This is a genomic window from Quadrisphaera sp. KR29, assembly GCF_052644995.1.
The window spans coordinates 134107-156933 of the sequence record NZ_JBQXXG010000006.1 but is presented as its reverse complement, the minus strand read 5'-3'; the positions used below and the strand labels follow the sequence as shown (position 1 = coordinate 156933).

Sequence of the window (22827 nt, the reverse complement as noted above, 5' to 3'; positions counted from 1 at the left end):
ACCCCGCCGGTCGTCCCGCCGGTCATCGCAGGTAGCTCGACAGGCCGCGGGGCACGAAGCGGCCGTGACCCGCACGGCCGGTCCACGCGCCGTCGTCGAGGACCACCGAGCCGCGCGAGAGCACCGTCTTCACGCCGCCGGTCACGGCGAACCCCTCCCACGCGGAGTGGTCGAGGTCCATGTGGTGGGTGTCCTTCGACAGCACGTGCTGGCGCTCCGGGTCGTAGACGACGACGTCGGCGTCGGAGCCGGGCGCGATGACGCCCTTCTTCGGGTACAGCCCGAACATCCGCGCGGGCGTGGTGGAGCAGGTCTCCACCCACCGCTCCAGGGAGATCTGCCCGGCGACGACGCCCTGGTGGACGAGGTCCATGCGGTGCTCGACGGTGCCCATCCCGTTGGGGATCTTGCGGAAGTCGCCCCGGCCCAGCTCCTTCTGGTCCTTGAAGCAGAAGGGGCAGTGGTCTGTGGAGACGACGGCGAGGTCGTCGGTGCGCAGGCCCTTCCAGAGGTCGGCGTGGTGGCCCTCGTGCTTGCTGCGCAGCGGCGGGGAGGCGACCCACTTGGCGCCCTCGAAGGGGTCGCCCTCGGCGGAGACCGCGCCGAGCTGGTCCTCCAGGGTGAGGTAGAGGTACTGCGGGCAGGTCTCGGCGAAGACGTTGCGGCCGGCGTCGCGGGCGGCGGCGACGTGCCCGAGCGCCTGGGAGGCGGACAGGTGCACGAAGTACAACGGCGTGCCGCCGGCCACCTCGGCCAGCGCGATGCAGCGGTGGGTGGCCTCGCCCTCCAGGACCGGCGGGCGGGTCAGCCCGTGCCAGACCGGCGTGGTGTCGCCGCGGGCGGCGGCCTGGGCGGCGAGCACGTCGATGGCGATGCCGTTCTCCGCGTGCATCATGACCATCGCGCCGTTGTCGCGGGCCTTCTGCATGGCCCGCAGCACCTGGCCGTCGTCGCTGTAGAAGACACCGGGGTAGGCGGTGAACAGCTTGAAGCTCGTGACGCCCTCGCTGGTGACGAGGCGGTCCATGGCCGCGAGCGCGGCGTCGTCGACACCACCCACGATCATGTGGAAGCCGTAGTCGATCGCGGTCTTCCCCTCGGCCTTGGCGTGCCAGGCGGCCAGGCCCTCCTCGACGTCCTGCCCGGCGGTCTGCACGGCGAAGTCGACGATGGTCGTCGTTCCGCCCCACGCGGCGGCGACGGTGCCGGTGGTGAAGTCGTCGGAGGCCTCGGTGCCGCCGAAGGGCAGGCGCATGTGCGTGTGGACGTCGACGCCGCCGGGGACGACGTAGCAGCCTGTCGCGTCGATGCGCTTCGTGTCCGGCCCGACGAGCGCGTCCGCGCCGCCGGGCACGTGGAGGCTGGCGATGACCTCGCCGTCCACGAGGACGTCCATCGGCGCGGCGCCGGTGGTGGTGACGACGGTGCCGCCGTGGACGAGCGTCAGCGCGGACGCGGTCACGGGGTGACCAGGGGGCCGTAGGAGTCGGGGCGGCGGTCGCGGTAGAACGCCCACCGGTCGCGGACGGTGGTGAGCAGGTCCATGTCGAGGTCGCGGACCACGAGCTCGGGCTCGTGGGCGGAGGCGTACTCGCCCACCGGCTTGCCCTCCGGGTCGGCGAAGTAGCTGGTGCCGTAGAAGTCGTCGTCGCCGAGGTCCTCGATCCCCACGCGGTTGATGGCGCCGACGTAGTACTCGTTGGCCACCGCGGCGGCGGACTGCTCGAGCTTCCACAGGTAGTTGGACAGGCCGCGGCTGGTGGCGGAGGGGTTGAAGACGATCTCGGCGCCGGCCAGGCCCAGGGCGCGCCAGCCCTCGGGGAAGTGGCGGTCGTAGCAGATGTAGACGCCCACCCTGCCGACGGCGGTGTCGAAGACGGGGTACCCGAGGTTGCCCGGGCGGAAGTAGAACTTCTCCCAGAACCCCTCGACCTGCGGGATGTGGTTCTTGCGGTACTTGCCGAGGTAGGTGCCGTCGGCGTCGATGACGGCGGCGGTGTTGTAGAGGACGCCGGGCTGCTCCTGCTCGTACACCGGCAGGACGACGACCATCGAGTGCTCGCGGGCCAGCGCCTGGAACCGCTCGACCGTCGGGCCGGGGACGGACTCGGCGTAGGCGTAGTACTGCGGGTCCTGCACCTGGCAGAAGTAGGGGCCGTAGAAGAGCTCCTGGAAGCAGACCACCTGCGCGCCCTGCTCGGCGGCCTGGACGAGGTAGTCCTCGTGGGCCCTGGTCATCGACTCCTTGTCGCCGGTCCAGGTGGTCTGGACCAGGGCGGCGCGGACGGTGCGCGGCATGCGGCCTCCGGTGGTGCGTGCTGGCGAGCGGGTGGAGGAGGCATGGGTACGCACCGGATGCGTCAGCGGCGTTGCGCAGCGTTTCCGCCGTGTGACGGATGGCCGGTGCGCGGGACGTGCGGGTTTCTCGCCGAAGCGCCCGCGCGCCGCGGTGGCAGCGGCCACGATGGGCGGGTGACCCAGCTCCCCACCGCGGCGCGGCCGGCGCTGGTGCCGGCGCAGCGGTCGCAGCCCCGCGCCGAGGTGCTGGAGGCGCTGCCGCCGCCCGCCCTGCGCAGGGAGCGCCCGCGCCGCCGCGACCGGCGCGGCGCGGGAGGGCTGGTCGTCGGGCTGCTGGTGGCGGCGGTGGTCCTGGCGCTGGGCGCGGCGGTCCACCTGTGGGCCGTCAGCGACGCCTGGCAGCAGCGCGCCGAGAGCGCGGAGTCGCAGCGCGCACGGCTGGTGACCACGTCCGAGCAGCTGCAGCAGCGCCTCGACGCGCTGCAGGCCGACCTCGCCGCCTCCGACGCCCGCGTGGAGCAGCTGGCCGCCGAGCGGGCCCGGGCGGCGGACCTGCGCGAAGCGGGGGACCGCTGAGGCGCTCCGCCGTCGTCGTCGTCCTGGCGGGCGTGCTGGGGACGGCGGCGTGCGGTGCCGTGCCGCAGCCGCCCCCGGTGCAGCACGTCGCGGCGGACCCCGCGGCGGCGGCGGCGAGCGCCGTCGCCAGCGCCGACGCCGCGGCCGTGCTGCGCACCGCGGTGCGCGCCTCGGTGCGGGTGCGCACGGTGGGCTGCGCCGGCGTGCGGACCGGCTCGGGCTTCGCGGTGGACGCGCACACCCTGGTCACCAACGCGCACGTGGTGCAGGGCGCGGAGCGGCTGCAGGTCGACACCTGGGACGGCCACCAGCTGGCGGTCACCGCCTCGGCCACCGCCACCGTCGCCGACCTCGCGGTGGTCCGGACGGTGGAGGAGCTGCCCGCCGCGGTGCCGCTGGCGGCCTCCGACCCCGGCAGCGGCGAGGCCGTCACGGTGGTCGGCTACCCGCGCGGGGAGGCCCTCGCCCGGGCGCGGGGGGTGGTCACCGGCCCCGTGGACGACCCGCTCGGCATCGCCGCGCAGCAGGTGCTGCAGCTGGAGGCGGCGGTGGCGCCCGGCAGCTCCGGCTCGGCGGTCGTGGACGGCGACGGCGCCGTGGTCGGGGTGCTCTACGCCGGCGCCACGACCGGGTCCGACGCCTACGCGGTGCCGGTGGGCGTGCTGCGCGCGGCGCTGGCGGCCCCGGGGCCGGCGGACCCGTCAGCCCGCTGCTGAGGGAGCCGGCACGTCGGGCGACCCGTCGCTGCGCACCACGGCGATCCCGGCGAGCACCACCGCGCCGCCGACCAGCTGCAGGGCGGTGAGGCGCTGGTCCAGCAGCGCCCACGCCCACGCCGCGGCGAAGAGCACCTCGGTGAGCGCCACGAAGGACGCCGGCGCCGCGGACAGCCGGCGGGCCGCGGCGATCCCGGTGCCGTAGGCGAAGGCGGTGGCGACGACGACCACGCCGGCCAGCGCCGCCCACCACGGCACGCCGGCGCCGCCGAGGGTGACGTCGGCGGTGGTGGCCGCCAGGGGCAGCAGTCCCACCAGCGCGGCGGCGCCGAGGACGGCGGCCCCGACGACCATGCCCACCCAGGCCATGGCCAGGGCGGGCACGCCGCTGCCGTCGTGGGCCGCGAGCACGAAGTAGACCGCCAGGCACACCCCGGCCACGCCCGCCCACACCAGTCCCGTGCCGCCGGCCAGGGCGGCGCCGCCGACGCCGAGCACCAGGGCCAGGCCGGCCAGGGCCGCCAGGCCTCCCAGGGCGGTGCGCGGGCGAGGTCGCCGGCCGCCGGCGGTCCACGCCCAGGCGACGACGAGCAGCACCCCGGAGTACTCGATGAGCAGGGCCAGGGAGACCGGCACGGTCTCGACCGCGGCGAAGAAGCCGAGCTGGCAGCCGGCCATGGCGAAGACCCCGAAGGCCAGCGCCCGCCAGCGGGCGGCCCACAGGAGGTGCCAGCGGCCGCGGAGCTGGGCGACGGCGACCGGCGCCAGCAGGAGCGCGGCGCCCAGCATGCGCGCGATGACGGCCGAGCCGGGCGTCCACCCGGCCTGCAGCAGCGCGCCGCCGAAGATGCCCGAGGTGCCGAAGGCCGCCGCGGAGGCGAGGGCGAACAGCAGGCCGCGCTGCGCCGCAGGGGTGGACGGGGCCGGGACGGCCCGCGCCGCAGTCGCTGTCATGAGTCAAGCCCCTCTACGCTGGTGACACCGGAGGTGACGCTAGTGGCTGCACGTGAAAGGGGTCAAGGTGCTCTTCGCTCATGACACCGAGCGCGAGCTCGCCGCGCTCGTCGCCGTGGTCAACACGCTCGACCAGGTCTCCGGTGAGGAGCACCTGCCCGACGTCGCGGCGCTGGACGCCTTCTGCGAGCAGCACCGCTGGAGCGGCCGGCGCGACCACGACCTCGCCGAGCTGGAGGCCGTCAGGGCCCTGCGCCCCCGCCTGCTCGCCCTGTGGGACCTGGCGCTGGCCGGTGACGAGGAGGGCTTCGTGGCCCTGGTCAACGCGCTGCTGTCGGAGGGCCGCGCGCTGCCGCAGCTGGTCCGCCACGACGGCTGGGACTGGCACCTGCACGCCACGCCCTCCGACGCCCCCCTCGACCGCCGCATGGCCGTGGAGGCCGGCATGGCGATGGTCGAGGTGGTGCGCCGCGGCGAGCTCGGCCGGCTGCGGCGCTGCGCCGGCGAGGGCTGCGCCGACGTCTTCGTGGACCTGTCCAAGAACAGGTCCCGGCGCTTCTGCGACGGCTCGTGCGGCAACCGCGCCGCCGTGGCCGCGTACCGGGCCAGGCTCCGCGGCTGAGCGCCGTCGTCGGCCCGGTCCGCCCTGCTCCCGGGCGGTGGTGCCGCGGGGCCCGGCGCGCCCCCGCGATGTCGAACGCGCGTTCGGTCACGAGGGGTAGGCTGGCCGGGTGCTCGCCGCGGAGGGCCGCCCGTCCACAGGGCGCGGCCTCGCGGCGACGGACTGTCGGTGGTGGCGCCTAGCGTCGTCCCCGAACGCACCGCAGCAGCGCCCGGCCGGTCCGGGTGCCCGTCGACAGGGGTGATCCTCGTGGCCGCACCCGCCACCAAGACCAACGACAAGTCGAAGTCGCTCGAGTTCGCCCTCGCGCAGATCGACAAGCAGTTCGGCAAGAACACCGTCATGCGCCTCGGTGACGAGGTCCGCGAGCCGATGAAGTTCATCCCCACCGGGTCGACGGCGCTCGACGTCGCGCTCGGCATCGGGGGCCTCCCGCGCGGCCGCGTCATCGAGATCTACGGGCCGGAGTCCAGCGGAAAGACCACCGTCGCGCTGCACGCCGTGGCCAACGCGCAGAAGGCCGGCGGCATCGCCGCGTTCATCGACGCCGAGCACGCGCTCGACCCGGAGTACGCCAAGAAGCTCGGCGTCGACACCGACGCGCTGCTCGTGTCCCAGCCCGACACCGGTGAGCAGGCCCTCGAGATCGCCGACATGCTGATCCGCTCCGGCGCGCTCGACATCATCGTCATCGACTCCGTGGCGGCCCTGGTGCCCCGCGCCGAGATCGAGGGCGAGATGGGCGACAGCCACGTCGGTCTGCAGGCCCGCCTCATGTCGCAGGCGCTGCGCAAGATGACCGGTGCGCTGAACACCGCCGGCACCACGGCCATCTTCATCAACCAGCTGCGCGAGAAGATCGGCGTGATGTTCGGCTCGCCGGAGACCACCACGGGCGGCAAGGCGCTGAAGTTCTACGCCTCGGTCCGCCTCGACGTGCGCCGCATCGAGACCCTCAAGGACGGCAACGAGCCCGTCGGCAACCGCACCCGCGTCAAGGTCGTCAAGAACAAGGTCAGCCCGCCGTTCAAGCAGGCCGAGTTCGACATCCTCTACGGCGTGGGCATCTCCCGCGAGGGCGGCCTCATCGACATGGGCGTGGAGCACGGCTTCATCCGCAAGTCCGGTGCCTGGTACACCTACGAGGGAGACCAGCTCGGGCAGGGCAAGGAGAACGCCCGCACCTTCCTGCGCGACAACCCCGACCTCGGCGACGAGATCGAGCGCAAGATCAAGGAGAAGCTCGGCATCGGTCAGGCCGCGGCGGCCGCCGACACCGTCGAGCTGCCGGCCGAGGTCAAGGTCGACTTCTGACCGACCTCAGCCACGGCGAGCGCGAGCAGCGCCGGGGCCGCGGTCGCCGCGGTCCCGGCCGCTCGGGCGCGGGTGGCAGCACCGAGCGGCCGGCGCCCCCCGTCGACCGCGATCCCGCGGCCACCGCGCGCGACGTCGTGCTGCGCCAGCTGACGGCTGCACCCCGCAGCCGCGCGCAGCTCGAGAAGAAGCTCGCCGAGCGCGGCGTCCCCGAGGAGACCGCCGGGCAGGTGCTCGACAGGTTCACCGAGGTGGGCCTGGTCGACGACGCCGCCTACGCCGAGGTCCTCGTGAGGTCCCAGCGCCTCACCCGGGGGCTGGGCCGGCGGGGCCTGGCACACGAGCTGCGGGCCAAGGGCGTCGACGACGCCACCGCGGCGGCGGCGCTGGAGCAGGTCGACGACGCGTCGGAGGAGGCCGCTGCGCGCGACCTCGTCGCCCGGCGGCTGCGGTCCATGAGCTCGCTGGCGCCGGAGGTCCAGACCCGCCGGCTGGCCGGGATGCTGGCCCGCAAGGGCTACGGCCAGGGGCTCGTCATGAAGGTGGTGCGCGAGGCCGTGCGCTCGGAGCAGGTCGGCGAGCTGGAGACGGAGGACTGACGGTGGACGTGGTCATCGGCGCCGACGGGGTACCGCGCTGCGCCTGGGGCGCCTCGACACCCGACTACGCCGCCTACCACGACACCGAGTGGGGCTTCCCGGTCTCCGACGACCGGCGCCTGTTCGAGAAGGTGTGCCTGGAGGGCTTCCAGTCCGGGCTGAGCTGGCTGACCATCCTGCGCAAGCGACCGGCGTTCCGGGCCGCCTTCGCCGGCTTCGACCACGAGGTGGTCGCCGGGTTCGACGAGCGCGACGTGGAGCGGCTCCTCGGCGACGCCGGGATCGTGCGCCACCGCGGGAAGATCGAGGCGGCGGTCACCAACGCCGCCCGAGCGCGGGAGCTGGTGGCCGAGCACGGCAGCATCGCCGCCTACGTGTGGAGCTGGGAGCCGGCCGCTGACGGGGCGGGTGCCGCAGCCGCGGGGCCCGTGGCCGAGCGGACCACGTCGCCGGAGGCCGTGGCGATGAGCAAGGACCTCAAGCGGCGCGGCTGGCGCTTCGTGGGGCCCACCACCGCCTACGCGTTCCACCAGGCGATGGGCCTGGTCAACGACCACGCCGCGGGCTGCGCGGCCCGCGAGGAGGTCGCCGCGGCGAGGGCGGCGTTCACCCCACCGGTCAGCCGCGCCGGCTCCAGCCGCGGCGGCCTCGGCAGGAGCGGCCCCAGCGGCAGCTCGAGCGGTGGCGGAGTCAGCCCCGGCGGGGCCGGCGCGCGTCCCCCGGCAGACCGAACCGGGTGACCACGCCGGAGGAGAAGAGCACCGAGTCGGGCTCGCGCTCGGCCAGGTCGGGGAAGCCGACGTCGGCCAGCAGCGTGTCCTCGAAGGCCTCGACCGTCGCCGTCCGGAGCGGCCACGGGCCGTGCTCGTTGGGCACGTACCACGTGCGGCCGACGTGCTGCTGGTGCAGCCCCCAGCGGGCGGTCAGGAAGCGCGGCAGGCCGTGGTCGTCGTGGGCCTCGGTCGGCGACAGCTGCGCGCCCAGCGACAGCTCCAGCCGCTGGTGGAGGTGGGAGCGGGCGCCCCGGCCGCGCAGCGCGTAGGCGAGGCGCTGCCCCGCGCCGTCGTCCCGGCCGCCGGCCCGGCGCCCGAACGCCATCGAGGACCAGCGGTACGGCAGCCCGAACGCCGCCCGCGCTCCCGCCACCACCACCAGCCGGGAGCACTCCAGCGTCAGGAAGACGATGCCGCGCCGGCCGGTGTCGTCGACGGAGTACAGCCGCACGTTGGTCTCCAGGAAGGTGCCGGCCCAGGGGACCGCCGGGCCCACCTCGCGCGGGCCGAGGCCGGCCCCGACCATGCGGAACGGCACCAGCGCCACGTACGTGACAGCGTCCGAGGGGCCGGGGCCGACGTCGGGCCGCACGCCCGGCGGCATGAGGTGCGCCACCCGCTCCGGCGGCACGGCCCAGTGCAGGAACGCCGCGTCACGCCAGGCCTGCTCCATCATCACCGGGCCGTGCAGCTCCGGTGCGTCGGCGATCGCCTCGGTCCGCGGCGTCGGGCTGCTGCTCACAGCCACCTATCCTCGACGGGTGGTCGCAGTCCAGCCCGTCGAGCGCACGTACGCCGTCCGCACCTACGGGTGCCAGATGAACGCCCACGACAGCGAGCGCCTCGCGGGGCTGCTCGAGGACGCCGGCTACGCCCGGTCCTCCGACGAGGCCGCGAAGGCCGGCGAGGCCGACGTCGTCGTCCTCAACACCTGCGCGGTCCGTGAGAACGCCGACAACCGCCTCTACGGCAACCTCGGGCACCTCGCCAGCGTCAAGGCGCGCCGCCCCGGCATGCAGATCGCCGTCGGCGGGTGCCTGGCGCAGAAGGACCGCGACGTCATCCTCGCGAAGGCGCCCTGGGTGGACGTCGTCTTCGGCACCCACAACACGCACGCCCTGCCGGCGCTCCTGGAGCGCTCCCGCGTGCAGGCCGAGGCGCAGGTGGAGGTGCTGGAGGAGCTGGAGGTCTTCCCCTCCACGCTGCCGCAGGCCCGCGAGTCCGCCGCCAGCGCGTGGGTGTCGATCAGCGTGGGGTGCAACAACACCTGCACGTTCTGCATCGTGCCGGCGCTGCGCGGCAAGGAGAAGGACCGGCGTCCCGGCGACGTGCTCGCCGAGGTGGAGGCCCTCGTCGCCGACGGCGTGGTGGAGGTGACGCTGCTGGGGCAGAACGTCAACTCCTACGGCACGGGCGTCGGCGGGTTCGGGGACGCGCTCGACGACGCCGCGCGGGGCCGCGGCAACAGCGCCTTCGCCGACCTGCTGCGCGCCGTGGGGCGCGTGGACGGCATCGAGCGGGTGCGCTTCACCAGCCCGCACCCGGCGATGTTCACCGACGACGTCATCACCGCCATGGCCGAGACGCCCACCGTGATGCCGCAGCTCCACATGCCGCTGCAGTCCGGCAGCGACCGGGTGCTGCGGGCGATGCGCCGCTCGTACCGGTCGGAGAGGTTCCTCGGCATCCTCGACCGGCTCCGGGCGCGGATCCCCGACGCCGCGATCAGCACCGACATCATCGTCGGGTTCCCCGGCGAGACCGAGGAGGACTTCGCCGAGACCCTCCGCGTGGTGGAGGCCAGCCGCTTCGCGAGCGCGTTCACGTTCCAGTACTCCCAGCGTCCCGGCACGCCGGCCGCCACGATGCCCGACCAGCTGCCCAAGGCCGTGGTGCAGGAGCGCTACGAGCGGCTCGTCGCCCTGCAGGAGCGGGTCTCCGAGGCGGAGGCGGCGCAGCAGGTCGGCCGCACCGTCGAGGTGCTCGTCGCCGAGGCGAAGGGCAAGAAGGACGGAGCCAGCCAGCGCGTCTCGGGCCGCGCCCGCGACAACCGGCTCGTGCACGTCGGGCTGCCGGCCGACCTGGCCGAGGCTGACAGGCCCCGCCCGGGCGACGTCGTCACCGTGGAGGTGACGCAGTCGGCGCCGCACCACCTCGTGGCCGACGTGCCCGCGGGGGCGGCGCTGCGCGTGCGGCGCACCCGCGGCGGTGACGCGTACGACCGCCGCCAGCTGGCCAGCTGCGGGGTCCCCGCCCAGGGCGGCGCTGCCGGCGCGGGTGCCGCAGGCCGCTCGGTCGGGCTGGGCATGCCGTCCCTGCGCGTCCCCGTCGCCTGACGCCACCTTCCCCGCGACGATCAAGGAAGCTGTGTGCGCGAGGCGTGCGCCACTTCCTTGATCGTCGCGGGAGGGGCGGGCTCGGGAGCGGGGGCGGTCGGAGCCGGGGCGGTCGGAGCCGCGGGGCGGGGACGGGAGGCTCCCAGCAGCACCCCGGCCACCACGACGGCGCCGAGCGCCACCTCCCGCCACGGCGTCGCCTCCCCGAGCAGCACGCGGGCGGCGAGCAGGCCCACCACCGGGACGAGCATCGAGAAGGGCGCCACGGAGCTCGAGGGGTGGCGCGCCATGAGCGCGGACCACACCACCTGCCCGACCAGCGTCGCGACGAGCACCGTGAACGCCAGCCCCGCCAGCGCCAGCAGCCCGGTCCGCGAGCCGAGCCCCGTGAACGCCGCGGTGATCCGCGCGGGGCCCTCCAGCAGCAGCGACGCCAGCGCCAGCGGCAGCGGCGGCACCACCGAGACCCACAGCACCAGGCGCAGCGACTCACCGGCGGTGGGCGGCTCGCCGGCGGCCACGCGGTCGCGCCAGGCCAGCCGGGAGGCGAGGTTGCCGAAGGCCCACCCCAGCCCGCCCAGCAGCGTCAGCACCACCGGCAGCAGGGTCGCTGCCCCGCCGAGCCCGGCGCGCGAGACCGCGATGCCCGCCAGGCCCGCCACGGCGACGACGACGCCGGCCACCTGCCGGCCGGACAGGCGCTCGGCCAGCAGCAGCCCGGCCAGCACCACGGTGAAGGGCGCGGAGGACTGCAGCACGAGCGAGGCGAGCCCGGCCGGCATGCCGACGGCCATCGCCGTGTAGAGGAAGACGAACTGCGCCACCCCGAACCCGGCGCCGTAGGCGAGCAGCCAGCGCACCGGGACCCCGCGCGGGCGCGGCACGAGCAGCACCACCGGCACCGCGATGACGGCGAAGCGCACCGCCGCGCACAGCAGCGGCGGGAACTGCTGCAGGGAGGCGTGGATGGCCACGAAGTTCAGCCCCCACGTCACGGCGACGAGCAGGGCCAGCAGGCGGGCGGTGAGGGGCACGCGTCCACCCTGGGGGCGACCGGACCGTGCAGTCCATCGACAGATCCCACACCGACCGTGCAGTCTGACTGCATGGACGGAGGGACCGGCGCGTGGACGTGAGGGCGCTGGAGGCGCTGCGGGCGGTGAGGTCGCAGGGCGGGGTCACCCGCGCCGCCGCCGTGCTGCACCTGACCCCCTCCGCGGTCAGCCAGCACCTGGCCTCCCTGACCCGGCAGGCGGGCGTCCCTCTGACCGAGCGCGCCGGGCGCGGCCTGCGCCTGACCGCCGCGGGCCTGGCGCTGGCCGAGGCCGCCGACGAGGTGGCGGTGGCCCTCGAGCGCGCCCGCACCGCCGTCCTGGACGCCCACCGGGCGGCCACCGGGCCGGTGCGCGTCTCGGCCTTCTCCTCCGGTGCCGAGCTGCTGCTGCCGGGGCTGCTCACGCGGCTCGAGGGCAGCGGTGTGGAGGTGGAGTGCACCGACGAGGACGTCCCCCTCGACGACTTCGCGCCGCTCACCGACAGGGTGGACGTCGTCATCGCCCACCGGCCCGAGGGGGAGCGCGCCTGGGTGGGCAGCCCGGGCGTGCGCGTGGTGCCGCTGCTGCGCGAGCCCCTCGACGTCGCCGTCCCGGGCGACCACCGCCTCGTCGCCGTGGCCGGGCAGCGCGGGGGCGTGCGCCCCGCCGACCTCGCCGGCGAGCGGTGGATCTCCGTGAAGGAGGGCTTCCCCGTGGCCGAGGTGCTGCGGACGGTGCTGGCCGGGGGAGCCGACGACGCCGGCCCGCCGCGCGTGGTCTCCCGGATCAACGACTTCCACGTGGTGCTCGAGCTGGTGGCCGCCCGCCACGGGGTCTCGCTGCTGCCGCGCTACACCTGCGGGCGCCACCCCGGCGTGCGCCTGCTGCCGCTGCTCGGGGTGCGGGCGGGGCGGCAGGTCGACGCCCTCGCCCGCGCCGACACCGCCGAGCGCCCCGTGGTGCGCCGGGTGCTCACCGAGCTGACGGCCCTGTCGAGGGAGCTGGCTGGCGGGGCTGGCGGCGCCTGAGCCCGGTGGAGAGCAGGCCCAGCAGCACACCGACCGCCAGCAGCACCCCGCCGCGCAGCCACACCCCGGCCTCGACCTGCGTGGCGAGCAGCACGCACGAGGCGATGCCGAGCACCGGCAGCAGCGTCGGGGTGCGGAAGTGCTCGTCCTCGCGCTCGCCGGGGCCCTCGCGGCGCAGCACGAGCACCGCGGCGTTGACGGCCGTGAAGACGACGAGCAGCAGCAGCACGAGCGTGGCGGCCAGGTCGGCCACCGTGCCGGTCAGCGCCAGCAGCAGCGAGGCCGCGGTGGTGACGACGATGGCCACCCACGGGGTGCGCCGGTGCGGCAGCACCCGGGCGAGCACCTGCGGGAGCGCGCCGTCGCGGGCCATGCCGTAGGTCAGGCGCGAGCTCATGATGCCGGTGAGCAGGGCGCCGTTGGCCACGGCGACCAGCGCGATGGCGGCGAAGACCACCAGCGGCACGACCCCGGCCTCGCGGACCACCTCCAGCAGCGGCCCGCTGGAGCCCGCGAGGACGTCGGTGGGCACCACGAGGCTCGCGACGACACCGACGCCCAGGTACACCAGGCCGGCCACGGCGAGCGCCCCGAACAGCGCGCGCGGGTAGGAGCGGCGCGGGTCGCGGACCTCCTCGGCCACGTTGACCGACGTCTCGAACCCGACGAAGGAGTAGAACGCCAGCACCGTGCCGGCCAGCACCGCCGCCGCGGGGCCGTGCTCGGCGGTGCCCAGCGCGGTCAGCCGGGAGGGGTCCCCGCCGTCGCGGGCCAGCACCACCACGCCCAGGACGACGACGAGGACCAGCCCGCCCACCTCGATGCACGTCATGACGACGTTGGCGCGCAGGGAGTCGCGGATGCCGCGGGCGTTGAGCGCCGCCAGGGCCAGGAGGAAGACGACGGCGACCAGCCAGACCGGCAGCCGGACGAACTGCCCGAGGTAGTCGCCCCCGAAGGCCAGCGCCAGCGCCCCCACCGACACCACACCGGAGGCGAGCATGGCGAAGCCGACGACGAAGCCGACCAGCGGCCCGAAGGCCCGCGTGGTGTAGACCGCTGCGCCACCGGCGCGCGGGTGCTTGGTGGCCAGCTCGGCGTAGGAGGAGGCCGTGAGCAGCGCCAGCGCCAGGGCCACGAGCAGCGGGACCCACACCGCCCCGCCCGAGGCGCCGGCCACCTCCCCCACGAGCACGTAGACGCCGGCCCCGAGCACGTCGCCGAGGATGAACAGGAACAGCAGCGGGCCCGTCACCGTCCGCCGCAGCGGCGTGGTGCGGGTGTCGCCCTCGGGCGTCACGCGGGTGGACATCCGTCCAGCGTGGGCGGACCGTGCGGTGATCGCCCCCCCAAGCCCCACACGAAGGTGCCGGCGAGGCGCCCGGAGGGGCGCCGCGTCGCCTACGGTGCGCCGTGATGGACCTGCACGGCGTCACCGCCCTCGTGCCCGCCGGGCCGGTGCTGGAGGGCCGCGAGCCGCTGCGCGAGGGCGACGTGTGGCTGGCCGGCGGCACGTGGCTGTTCTCCGAGCCGCAGCCCGGCGCCCGCCGCCTGCTCGACCTGGGCGCCCTCGGCTGGGACCCGCTGCGCCTCGACGGCGGCGGTGCGCTGCACGTCGCGGCCACCTGCACCGTCGAGGAGCTCACCGGCTGGGCCGCCGCGCCGCCGCTGGTCGCCCGGTGCACCGACGCCTTCCTGGCCGGCTGGAAGGTGCAGGGCGTGGCCACGGTCGGCGGCAACCTCGTCACCGCCCTGCCGGCGGCGCCCGTCGTCTCCCTGCTCGCGGCGCTCGACGGCGTGGCCGAGCTGTGGACCCCCGCTGCCGGCGGGCCACCGCGCCGACGGCTCCTGCCGGTCGCCGAGCTGGTCACCGGCGACCGCGCCACCGCGCTGGCGACGGGAGAGCTCGTCCGCGAGGTGGTCGTGCCGGCGTCGTCGCTGGCCGCCCGCACGGCGTTCCGGCGGGCGACGCTGACGCCCCTGGGCAGGTCGGCGAGCCTGGTCGTCGGGCGGCTCGACGGGGCAGCGCGCGTCGGCGGGGCACCGGGCGGGCTCGTCGTCACCGTCACCGCCGCGCTGCGCGCGCCGCTGCAGCTGCGCTGGACCTCACCGGACGCCCTGGTGGCGGCGGGAGGGCCCGAGGCCGCGGCAGCGGCCCTGGACGCCGCGGCCGACGGCTCCGAGCCCCGCCGGACCTGGCACGACGACGTCCACGGCCACCCCGCCTGGCGCCGCGCGATGGCGCTGGTCCAGGTCCGCGAGGTCACCGCGGAGCTGCTGGGGGAGCCGGCGTGAGCGCCGTCGTCAACGGCCGGCCCGACGAGCGCGAGTCCCGCCCGGGGCAGTGCCTGCGCACCTGGCTGCGCGAGGGCGGCTGGACGGGGGTGAAGAAGGGCTGCGACGCCGGCGACTGCGGCGCCTGCACGGTCCACGTCGACGGGCGCGCCGTCCACTCCTGCCTCTACCCCGCCGCGCGCGCGCAGGGCCGGGAGGTGACCACGGTGGAGGGGCTGCGCCACCCCTGCCAGCGGGCCTTCCTGGACGCGCAGGGCTTCCAGTGCGGCTTCTGCACCGCCGGCATGCTCATGACCACCGCCGCGCTGCAGGACGGCGCGCACGAGCACCTGCTCCAGGACCTGCCCCGGGCCTTCAAGGGCAACCTGTGCCGCTGCACCGGGTACCGCTCGATCCGCGACGCCCTCGCCGGGCGCACCACCGTGGACCGCGACGCCCCGCCCGGGGCGGCGGTGGGGCGCAGCACCCCCGCACCCGCCGGGCCCGACCTCGTCACCGGCGCGGCCCGCTTCACCCTCGACGAACCGCCCCCGCCGGGGATGCTGCACCTGGCGGTGCTGCGCTCCCCGCACGCCCACGCCCGGGTCCTCTCGGTGGACGCCACCGCCGCGCTGGCCGTGCCCGGGGTGGTGCGGGTCATCACCGCCGCCGACGTCGCGGCGGCGGTCGGGCCGGTGCTGCACTCCTCAGCGCGCCACCACCGCCCCACCGACGACCCCGACGACACCCTCGTGCTCGACAGGGTGCTGCGCTTCGCCGGCCAGCGGGTGGCCGCCGTGGTCGCCGAGAGCGTCGGCGCGGCCGAGGCCGGCGTCGCCGCGCTCGCGGACGGGGTGCGCTACGAGGTGCTGCCGGCCGTCTTCGACCCCGAGGTGGCGATGCACCCGGCGCGCACCGGGGCCCCGGTGCTGCACGGCGACAAGGACCCGGCGCTGACCCGCGTCGCGCGCCCGGCCGACAACGTCGTCGCCGAGGTCCACGGCCACCTCGGCGACGTCGAGGCGGGCTTCGAGGCCGCCCGCGCGGCCGGCGGCGCCGTGGTGGAGGGCACCTGGCGCAGCCAGCGCCTCGCGCACGCGGCGCTGGAGGTGCACGCCGCTCGCGGCTGGCTCGAGGGCCCGCTGGACGGCTCCCGACAGGAGCGGGGCAGGCTGGTCGTGAGGTCCTCCACGCAGACGCCCTTCCTCACCCGCGACGCCCTCGCCGTCGTCCTCGGGCTGGACCGCGAGCGGGTGCGCGTGGTGGCCGGGCGCGTGGGCGGCGGGTTCGGCGGCAAGCAGGAGATGCTCACCGAGGACCTCGTGGGGCTCGCAGTGCTCCTCACCGGCCGGCCGGTGCAGTGGGAGCTCACCCGGGCCGAGCAGTTCTCCGCCACCACCACGCGCCACCCGATCTCCGTCACCGCCCGGCTGGGCGCGCTGCCCGACGGCACGCTCACCGCGATGAGCGTGCGCGTGGTGTCGAACACGGGGGCGTACGGCAACCACGCGCCGGGCGTCCTCTTCCACGGCTGCGGGGAGTCCCTGGGGGTGTACCGCTGCCCGGCCAAGCGCGTGGACGGCTGGTCGGTCTACACCAACACCGTCCCCGCGGGCGCCTTCCGCGGCTACGGGCTCTCGCAGCTGGTCTTCGCCGTCGAGTCGGCGATGGACGAGCTGGCCCGTGCGCTGGGGGTGGACCCGTACGACCTGCGACGGCGCAACGCCGTCGTGCCCGGCGACCCCATGACGGCCACCACCGACGAGCCCGGCGACGTGGTCTACGGCAGCTACGGCCTCGACCAGCTCCTCGACCGCGTGCAGGCCCGTGTCGCGGCCGACCGCGAGGCCGCCCGGGCGGAGGCCCCGCCCGGCTGGCCGGTGGGCGAGGGCATGGCCATCTCCATGATCGACACGGTGCCGCCGCGGGGTCACCACGCCGACGCCGCCGTCGCGCTCGTGCTCGGCGACGACGGCCGGGCCTGCTACGAGCTGCGGGTGGGCACGGCCGAGTTCGGCAACGGCACGACCACGGCGCACGCGCAGATCGCGGCGGTCGCGCTGTGGACCACCCCGGACCGGGTGCGCGTGCGCCAGTCCGACACCGACCTGGTCCCCCACGACACCGGGGCGTTCGGCTCCACCGGCACCGTGGTGGCCGGCCGCGCCGTGCACGCCGCCGCTGACGCCCTGGCACGGCTGCTCGTGGAGCGGGCGGCGGCCTCGCTGCCCGGCGCGGCCGTGCCTGCGCAGGCGTGCCGGCTGGACGGCGACGCCGTCGTCGTCGCCGGGGCCCGCGTGCCGCTGGCCGACCTGGCGCGAGCGGCGGCGGCGCAGGGGAGCGAGCTCGTCGGCAGGGGGCAGTGGGGCGGCACGCCGCGGTCGGTGGCCTTCGACGTGCAGGCCTTCACCGTGGCCTGCGACCCGGCCACCGGCGAGGTGCGCGTCCTGCGGTCGGTGCACGGCGCGGACGCCGGCGTGGTGGTCAACCCCGAGCAGTGCCGCGGGCAGGTGGAGGGCGGCGTCGCGCAGGCGATCGGCGCTGCGCTCTACGAGGAGGTCCGCCTCGACGACGGCCCCGGCGGCAGCGGCGCGGTGAGCAACCCCGCCTTCCGCACCTACCACGTGCCCACCTGGGCCGACGTGCCGACGACGGAGGTGCTCTTCGCCCAGACGTCCGACAGCCTCGGGCCGATGGGCGCGAAGTCGATGAGCGAGAGCCCGTACAACCCCGTCGCCCCGGCGCTGGCCAACGCGGTGCGGGACGCGACGGGGGTGCGGTTCCACCGGCTGCCGATGGCGCGTGACAGGGTCTGGCTGGCCTGGAAGGGCGAGCACCACGACGAGCAGGGGGAGCAGGCATGACCGCGGTCGAGCAGGACGGCGCGGGCACCGGGCGCAGCGCGCTGGAGCTGGAGTGGCTGGGACGGGCGATCGACCTGGCCCGCGAGAACGTCGACGGCGGGGGCGGCCCGTTCGGCGCCGTGGTCGTGCGGGTGGCCGAGGACGGCGGCGGCGAGGTCATCGCCACCGGCACCAACCTCGTCACGCCCACGCTGGACCCCACCGCGCACGCGGAGGTGGTCGCGATCCGCAACGCCTGCGCCGCCGTCGGTGACTTCCGGCTGCCCGGCTGCGTGCTGGTCTCCTCCTGCGAGCCGTGCCCGCTGTGCCTGGCCGCCTCGCTGTGGGCCCGCGTCGACGGCGTGGTCTACGCCGCCGACCGCGACGACGCCGCCCTGGCGGGCTTCGACGACCGGGCCTTCTACGAGCTCTTCGCGGCGCCGCGCGAGCGCTGGCCCGAGCTGGGCTCCATCCGCGTGGCGCACCTGGCCCACGACGACCGGCTGGCGCCCTTCACGGCGTGGGGCTCGCGGGCCGACCGCGTCGACTACTGACGTCCGCTGGCTCCTCCTGCCAGGTCCTGGCGCAGTGTCAGGTCCACAAGGCCGGATCCAGCCTCCTCGACCTGACGGTGCGCGCTCGACCTGACGGTGCGCGCTCGACCTGACGGTGCGCGCGGACCTGCGGGCTAGGAGCGGGTGGCCGCGTCGTGCAGGCCCCGGCGCTTCATGGCCTCCCCGTACAGGGCCAGCCCGGCGTTGACCAGGACCAGGCCCGCCGTCCCCTCGGCCACCCACCGCAGCAGCGGCGCCCCGGCCGCGCGCCGCGCGGAGGCGTCCAGGGCCACCGAGAGCCCGCTGCCCACGAGCAGCAGCCCGCTGGGCGCCAGGCGCCTCCAGACGGAGAGGTCCTGCTCAGGTGTCGGTGCCACGGGCCTGCTCCTGCCTCAGGTGCTCGTCGAAGAACGCCTCGATCCGGCGCCACGCGTCGGCCGCGGCCTCCGGCTCCGGCCCGGCGCCGAGGACCCGCTGCATGACCGGGCGCAGCAGCCGCGGGCCGGTGGGGGCGTCGTTGAGGAAGGAGTGCCCCGCGCTGGGGTACTCGCGGACGTCGTGCGGCACTCCCGCGTGCTCGAGCGCGCGGTCGAGGCGGTCGGCGGCGCCCTTGAGCGAGGCGTCGCGCCCGCCGTAGCTGCCGACCACCGGGCACGCGCCGGCGAGCAGGGCGTCGAGCTCGGCGTCGGAGCCGGGGAGCCGGCCGTAGTTCACCGACGAGGCGGCGTAGGGCCCGCCGGGGCGCGAGGGGCTGGCCAGCTGCAGCGCGAACGCCCCGCCCATGCAGAACCCGATCACCCCGACCCGCCCGGTGCACTCGGCGAGGGCCACCAGCTGCGAGCGCGCGGCCTCGACGTCCTCGAAGGCCCGTCCGTGCCCCGCGGCCAGCGCCCGGAACGTCGCCGTGAGGCACTTCCGGGCGCCGCCGGCGGTGAACAGGTCGGGCATGAGCGCCAGGTAGCCGGCCTGCGCGAGCCGCTCCACCTGCCGGCGCATGACGTCGTCGACGCCGAAGGCCTCGTGCACCACCACCACGCCGGGCCAGGGCCCCTCGCCGTGGGAGGCGCGGTCGGGCACGCCCAGCACCCCGCGCAGACCGGGCGATCCGCCGGGGCGCGGCGCGAGCTGGACCTCGCGCAGGCTCACGGGTGGAACACCGCGCGCAGGCACCCGTCCTGCTTGTCCTTGAAGATCTGGTAGCCGTGCACGGCGTCCTCCAGCGGCATGTGGTGCGTGGCCAGCCAGGAGGTGTCGAGCTCTCCGCGCTGCAGGTGCTCCAGCAGCCGGGGCACGTAGCGCTGCCCGTGCTGCTGCGCCGAGCGCACCGTGAGGCCCTTGTTGGTCACCACGCCCATGGGGAAGGAGTCGGTCAGCCCGTACACGCCGAGCACCGAGACCACCCCGCCCTTGCGGCAGGCGAGCACCGCCTCGCGCAGCGGCGTGGCCCTGTCGGTCTCCACGCGCACCGCCTGCTTGACCCGGTCGACGACCTGCTGGACGCCCGTGCCGTGGCCCTCCATCCCGACGGCCTCGATGACGCTGTCGGGCCCGCGGCCCCCGGTCGTCTCCCGCAGCGCCTCCTGCACGCTGTCGGTGCTGCTGTAGTCGATGGTCTCGGCCCCCAGGTGCTCGCGGGCCAGCGCGAGGCGCTCGGGGAGCCTGTCGACGACGACGACCCGCTCGGCACCCATGAGCCGCGCCGCCGCGGCGGCCATGAGGCCCACCGCGCCCGCGCCGAAGACGGCCACGACGTCGCCGGGGGAGATGTCGCAGAAGTCGGCGCCGGTCCACGCCGTCGGGGCCGCGTCGGAGGCGAACAGCGCCTGGGTGTCGCTGACGCCGTCGGGCACGGTGAAGCAGTTGACGTCGCCGAAGGGCACCCGCACGTACTGGGCGTGGCTGCCGGCGTACCCGCCGAAGGGGTGGGTGTACCCGTAGATGCCGCCGGAGGGGTAGCCGAGCAGGGGCTGCTGCACGGCGGCGTTGGGGTTGGTGGTGTCGCACAGGGAGGGCATCTCGTGCGTGCAGTACCAGCACCGCCCGCAGGAGATGAAGCTCGGGACCACCACGCGGTCGCCGATCCGCACCCGGCTGACCTCGCTGCCGGTGGCGACCACCTCGCCCATGAACTCGTGGCCGAAGACGTCGCCGGCGCGCATGCCGGGCAGGTAGCCGTCGATGAAGTGCAGGTCGGAGCCGCACGTGGTGGTCAGCACGACGCGCAGGAGCACGTCGCGGGGGTTGATGATCGTCGGCTCGGCCACGTCGGCGACCGCGAGGTCGTTGACGCCGTTCCACACCAGGGCGCGCACGCGGCTCAGCCCCTCTCGTCGCGGGCCGCGGGCTGGGGCCGCAGCGTGGGCACCTCACCGGTGACGAGCAGCGCCCGCAGCCGGTAGAGCAGGGTGAACGCCAGCGCCCCGGCGGCGAGCCGGGGCAGCGGCAGGTCGGCCACCAGGCGGACCTGCAGGCCGTGGTCGCGCGGCGCCGGGGAGGTGGTGACGTCGAGGCTGGCCGTCGAGCCGCCCTCGAGCTCGCCCTCGTAGCGCAGCCCGTCCTCGCGGCGGGTCAGCGCGCTGTCCCAGGCCAGGGCGCCGTGCCCCTCCCCGGCCGCGAAGCTCCAGCGCACGCCGGCGCCGTGCGGCGCCGCGGAGCCGAGCTCCCCGAGCAGCCGGCTCAGCACCGCCGGGTCCTCCAGGGCGGTGAGGACGTCGACGGCGGAGGCCGTCAGCGTCACCGACTGCTGGACCGGGTCGCCCGTCCGCCCGCCGCCGGCGCCGGGCAGGTGCTCGCGCACCGCCCGGACCGCTCCCGCGAGCCTGCCGTCACTGTGCGCCACCTGCTCGACGCTACGGCGAGCCTCCCGCCGCAGCGACCCGATCACGCGAGGGTCAGCACCAGCAGCAGCACGTTGAGGACGACGACGGCGGCGACCGCGAGCAGCGCCAGGGCCCGCACCACGGGGGTGTTGGCGTGCTCGCCCATGACCGCGCGGCTGGAGGTCAGGCGCAGCAGCGGGACGAGGACGAAGGGGATGCCGAAGCTGAGCACCACCTGGCTGAGCACCAGCGCCCGCGTGGGGTCGGCTCCGGCCAGCAGCACGAGCACCGCGGGCACCAGGGTGAGCGTGCGGCGCACCAGCAGCGGGGGCACGCGACGGCGCAGGGTGCCCCAGATGACGGCGCCGGCCTGGGAGCCCACCGACGTCGAGGCCAGCCCGGAGGCCAGCAGCCCGACGGCGAACAGCAGCCCGACCGCGGGACCGAGCGCGTCGACCACGGCGGCGTGCGCGCCCTCGAGGGTGTCGGTGCCGGCCACGCCGCGCAGCGAGGTGGCGGCCAGCAGCAGCATGGCGATGTTCACCACCCCGGCCAGCGCCAGGGCCGCGACGACGTCGGTGCGGGTGGCCCGCAGCACCCGGGGGACCCGGTCGGGCGCCACGGCGCCGCCGTGGTGGTCGCGGGCGAGCCCGGAGTGCAGGTAGATGGCGTGGGGCATGACGGTGGCGCCGAGCATGCTGGCCGCCAGGAGCACGGTGTCGGGGCCGCCGAAGCGCGGCAGCAGGCCGGCCGCGGCCTCGGCGGGGTCGGGCGGGGCGACGACCAGGCCGGCGAGGAAGCCGACGGCGATGACGCCGAGCAGGGCGATGATGACGGCCTCGAAGCGCCGCACGCCGTCGGCGGTGTTCAGCGCCAGCACCGCGGTGGAGACCACCCCGGTGACGACCCCGCCCAGCCACAGCGGCAGCCCGAACAGCAGGTGGAGCGCCACGGCCCCGCCGATGACCTCGGCGACGTCGGTGGCCACGGCCACCGCCTGCGCCTGGGCGAAGAAGGCCAGCCGGCCCCGGGCGCCGAGCCGGTCGCGCAGGTGCTCGGGGACGGTGCGCCCGGTGACCACGCCCAGCTTGGCCGACAGGTACTGCACGAGCACGGCCATGGCGTTGGCGACGACGAGCACCCACAGCAGCAGGTAGCCGTACCGGGCGCCGGCGGTGAGGTTGGCGGCGACGTTGCCGGGGTCGACGTAGGCGATGGCGGCGACGAACGCCGGGCCGAGCAGGTGCAGCAGCCGCCGCTCCGGGGCGCGGGCGGCGGTCGTCGTCACCGGGTCAGGGTGCCAGAGGTTTCGGTCGCCCGAAATCCGGTGGCCGCCGCAGCTGCCGTGGCCGCCGTGGCCGCCAGGTCGCGGCGCGCCGCGAGCAGGTCGGCTCCCAGGGCCTGCGCCAGCTCGCCGCCGCCGGGCAGCGGCAGGGCGGCGGCGCAGCCCGCGGTGCGTCCGGCGGCCCCCGTCGTCGTCCTGCCCGTCGTCGTGGTGCCCGGCTGCTCGCCGAGCGCCGCGGGGGAGCGCAGCCGGCTGAGCAGCACGCGCGGGGCGTCCAGGGCGTCCCAGGCCGGGGAGCCGGGCCCCAGGGCCACCGACTGGCGCAGCCACGGGGCGCCGCCCAGGTCGGCCCGCAGCGTGCCGCGCCAGCGCCCGGGAGCCTCGCGCCATCGGCCCATGACCACCGCCTCGGTGAGGTCGAGGTGGGCGTCCGCCGCGACGTCGGCGGTGGTGGTGGCGTGCAGGTCGCTGCCCCGCACGGCCACGAGCGGCTCCAGGGCGACGTCGAGGTGCCCGCCCTCGCCGACGCGCAGCAGCACGTCCAGGCGCGCCGGCCGGCCGGACCTGCCGGGCATCGACAGGGTCGCGGCGACACCGCGCAGCGACAGCCGGGCACCGGGCCGGACGACGACGTCGAGCTCCACCGCGTCACCGCCCAGGGGGCCCGCGCCCGTGCCGACCAGGTGCACCTCGTGGGGCCCGGTGCGGCGGGCGTTGAGGACGCCCTCGGCGCGGTTGGCCAGCAGGCGGGTGGTGCCCGCCGGGCCGGCGGCGGCGACCAGCTCGACCCTGGTGCGCACCG

The 22827-nt window shown here is 76.1% G+C and carries 23 protein-coding genes; 11 read left to right on the top strand and 12 right to left on the bottom strand.

All coding sequences use genetic code 11. The features are described 5' to 3' along the window. Nucleotides 1-22 precede the first annotated feature (22 nt). The gene (hydA, locus tag ACUN9U_RS07630; RefSeq protein ID WP_445484340.1) at nucleotides 23-1462 is read right to left on the bottom strand and encodes a dihydropyrimidinase; all 1440 of its coding nucleotides are present in this window, start codon (nucleotides 1460-1462) and stop codon (nucleotides 23-25) included. Then, complete coding sequence (locus tag ACUN9U_RS07625; RefSeq protein WP_445484339.1) at nucleotides 1459-2298, bottom strand: nitrilase-related carbon-nitrogen hydrolase; 840 nt, start codon at nucleotides 2296-2298, stop codon at nucleotides 1459-1461. Before ACUN9U_RS07625 ends, hydA begins: the two co-directional genes overlap by 4 nt. Nucleotides 2299-2472: 174 nt before the next feature. Between ACUN9U_RS07625 and ACUN9U_RS07620 the strand changes: the two genes are divergently transcribed. Together ACUN9U_RS07620 and ACUN9U_RS07615 are read left to right on the top strand one after the other, a co-directional pair. Further along, nucleotides 2473-2874, top strand: a complete 402-nt coding sequence (locus ACUN9U_RS07620; protein ID WP_445484338.1) for a hypothetical protein — start codon at nucleotides 2473-2475, stop codon at nucleotides 2872-2874. Nucleotides 2875-2933: 59 nt separating this feature from the next. Continuing rightward, nucleotides 2934-3590 (top strand): S1 family peptidase, encoded by a 657-nt coding sequence (locus ACUN9U_RS07615; protein WP_445484337.1) that lies wholly within the window; start codon nucleotides 2934-2936, stop codon nucleotides 3588-3590. Here the strand turns inward: ACUN9U_RS07615 and ACUN9U_RS07610 are convergent. Further along, the gene (locus ACUN9U_RS07610) at nucleotides 3576-4544 is read right to left on the bottom strand and encodes an EamA family transporter (RefSeq protein WP_445484336.1); all 969 of its coding nucleotides are present in this window, start codon (nucleotides 4542-4544) and stop codon (nucleotides 3576-3578) included. The genes ACUN9U_RS07615 and ACUN9U_RS07610 overlap by 15 nt on opposite strands. 52 nt (nucleotides 4545-4596) lie before the next feature. On the opposite strand from ACUN9U_RS07610, the gene ACUN9U_RS07605 reads away from it, so the two are divergent. The 4 genes from ACUN9U_RS07605 (at nucleotide 4597) to ACUN9U_RS07590 (ending at nucleotide 7819) form a co-directional block, all read left to right on the top strand. Next, nucleotides 4597-5166 (top strand): CGNR zinc finger domain-containing protein, encoded by a 570-nt coding sequence (locus ACUN9U_RS07605; RefSeq protein WP_445484335.1) that lies wholly within the window; start codon nucleotides 4597-4599, stop codon nucleotides 5164-5166. Between the two features lie 249 nt (nucleotides 5167-5415). Further along, nucleotides 5416-6480 carry a recombinase RecA gene (gene recA, locus ACUN9U_RS07600; protein ID WP_445484334.1) on the top strand — a complete coding sequence of 355 codons (1065 nt, stop codon included), beginning with the start codon at nucleotides 5416-5418 and terminating at the stop codon, nucleotides 6478-6480. 137 nt (nucleotides 6481-6617) lie between these two features. After that, entirely contained in the window at nucleotides 6618-7079 is a 462-nt protein-coding gene (locus ACUN9U_RS07595; RefSeq protein WP_445484333.1) for a regulatory protein RecX, read from the top strand. A 2-nt stretch (nucleotides 7080-7081) separates the two neighbouring features. Next, nucleotides 7082-7819, top strand: a complete 738-nt coding sequence (locus ACUN9U_RS07590) for a DNA-3-methyladenine glycosylase I (protein WP_445484332.1) — start codon at nucleotides 7082-7084, stop codon at nucleotides 7817-7819. On the opposite strand, the gene ACUN9U_RS07585 is transcribed toward ACUN9U_RS07590, so the two are convergent. Beyond that, on the bottom strand, nucleotides 7770-8594 hold the full coding sequence (locus ACUN9U_RS07585; protein WP_445484331.1) for a YqjF family protein: 825 nt from the start codon (nucleotides 8592-8594) through the stop codon (nucleotides 7770-7772). The two genes, ACUN9U_RS07590 and ACUN9U_RS07585, sit on opposite strands and share 50 nt — an antisense overlap. Nucleotides 8595-8613: 19 nt before the next feature. On the opposite strand from ACUN9U_RS07585, the gene miaB reads away from it, so the two are divergent. Beyond that, nucleotides 8614-10188, top strand: coding sequence for a tRNA (N6-isopentenyl adenosine(37)-C2)-methylthiotransferase MiaB (gene miaB, locus ACUN9U_RS07580; RefSeq protein WP_445484330.1), 1575 nt, complete (start codon nucleotides 8614-8616; stop codon nucleotides 10186-10188). 20 nt (nucleotides 10189-10208) lie between these two features. Here miaB and ACUN9U_RS07575 read toward each other — a convergent pair whose 3' ends face one another. Next, nucleotides 10209-11222 (bottom strand): EamA family transporter, encoded by a 1014-nt coding sequence (locus ACUN9U_RS07575; protein WP_445484329.1) that lies wholly within the window; start codon nucleotides 11220-11222, stop codon nucleotides 10209-10211. A gap of 92 nt (nucleotides 11223-11314) precedes the next feature. Here ACUN9U_RS07575 and ACUN9U_RS07570 point away from each other — a divergent pair, with 92 nt between their 5' ends. Further along, nucleotides 11315-12250, top strand: a complete 936-nt coding sequence (locus ACUN9U_RS07570) for a LysR family transcriptional regulator (RefSeq protein WP_445484328.1) — start codon at nucleotides 11315-11317, stop codon at nucleotides 12248-12250. On the opposite strand, the gene ACUN9U_RS07565 is transcribed toward ACUN9U_RS07570, so the two are convergent. Continuing rightward, nucleotides 12195-13562 carry an APC family permease gene (locus ACUN9U_RS07565; protein WP_445484327.1) on the bottom strand — a complete coding sequence of 456 codons (1368 nt, stop codon included), beginning with the start codon at nucleotides 13560-13562 and terminating at the stop codon, nucleotides 12195-12197. The genes ACUN9U_RS07570 and ACUN9U_RS07565 overlap by 56 nt on opposite strands. Nucleotides 13563-13666: 104 nt before the next feature. Here ACUN9U_RS07565 and ACUN9U_RS07560 point away from each other — a divergent pair, with 104 nt between their 5' ends. From ACUN9U_RS07560 to ACUN9U_RS07550, 3 genes are read left to right on the top strand one after another with little or no spacing between them, the layout of a single operon-like run. Then, nucleotides 13667-14545: an FAD binding domain-containing protein gene (locus ACUN9U_RS07560; protein WP_445484326.1), complete on the top strand. Its 879-nt coding sequence runs from the start codon at nucleotides 13667-13669 to the stop codon at nucleotides 14543-14545. Further along, entirely contained in the window at nucleotides 14542-17388 is a 2847-nt protein-coding gene (locus ACUN9U_RS07555; RefSeq protein WP_445484325.1) for a molybdopterin-dependent oxidoreductase, read from the top strand. The genes ACUN9U_RS07560 and ACUN9U_RS07555 overlap by 4 nt, the downstream gene beginning before the upstream one ends. Next, nucleotides 17385-17921 carry a nucleoside deaminase gene (locus ACUN9U_RS07550; protein WP_445484324.1) on the top strand — a complete coding sequence of 179 codons (537 nt, stop codon included), beginning with the start codon at nucleotides 17385-17387 and terminating at the stop codon, nucleotides 17919-17921. Before ACUN9U_RS07555 ends, ACUN9U_RS07550 begins: the two co-directional genes overlap by 4 nt. A gap of 134 nt (nucleotides 17922-18055) precedes the next feature. On the opposite strand, the gene ACUN9U_RS07545 is transcribed toward ACUN9U_RS07550, so the two are convergent. From ACUN9U_RS07545 to ACUN9U_RS07520, 6 genes are read right to left on the bottom strand one after another with little or no spacing between them, the layout of a single operon-like run. Beyond that, nucleotides 18056-18298, bottom strand: coding sequence for a hypothetical protein (locus ACUN9U_RS07545; RefSeq protein WP_445484323.1), 243 nt, complete (start codon nucleotides 18296-18298; stop codon nucleotides 18056-18058). Further along, nucleotides 18282-19067, bottom strand: coding sequence for a dienelactone hydrolase family protein (locus tag ACUN9U_RS07540; protein WP_445484322.1), 786 nt, complete (start codon nucleotides 19065-19067; stop codon nucleotides 18282-18284). Before ACUN9U_RS07540 ends, ACUN9U_RS07545 begins: the two co-directional genes overlap by 17 nt. Then, entirely contained in the window at nucleotides 19064-20233 is a 1170-nt protein-coding gene (locus ACUN9U_RS07535; RefSeq protein WP_445484321.1) for a zinc-dependent alcohol dehydrogenase, read from the bottom strand. Before ACUN9U_RS07535 ends, ACUN9U_RS07540 begins: the two co-directional genes overlap by 4 nt. A 5-nt stretch (nucleotides 20234-20238) precedes the next feature. After that, complete coding sequence (locus tag ACUN9U_RS07530; RefSeq protein WP_445484320.1) at nucleotides 20239-20760, bottom strand: hypothetical protein; 522 nt, start codon at nucleotides 20758-20760, stop codon at nucleotides 20239-20241. Between the two features lie 41 nt (nucleotides 20761-20801). Beyond that, nucleotides 20802-22028, bottom strand: coding sequence for an Nramp family divalent metal transporter (locus ACUN9U_RS07525; RefSeq protein ID WP_445484319.1), 1227 nt, complete (start codon nucleotides 22026-22028; stop codon nucleotides 20802-20804). After that, a complete protein-coding gene (locus ACUN9U_RS07520) occupies nucleotides 22025-22825 on the bottom strand; it encodes an urease accessory protein UreD (RefSeq protein ID WP_445484318.1) in 801 nt (266 codons plus the stop codon). The genes ACUN9U_RS07525 and ACUN9U_RS07520 overlap by 4 nt, the downstream gene beginning before the upstream one ends. Nucleotides 22826-22827: the final 2 nt, after the last annotated feature.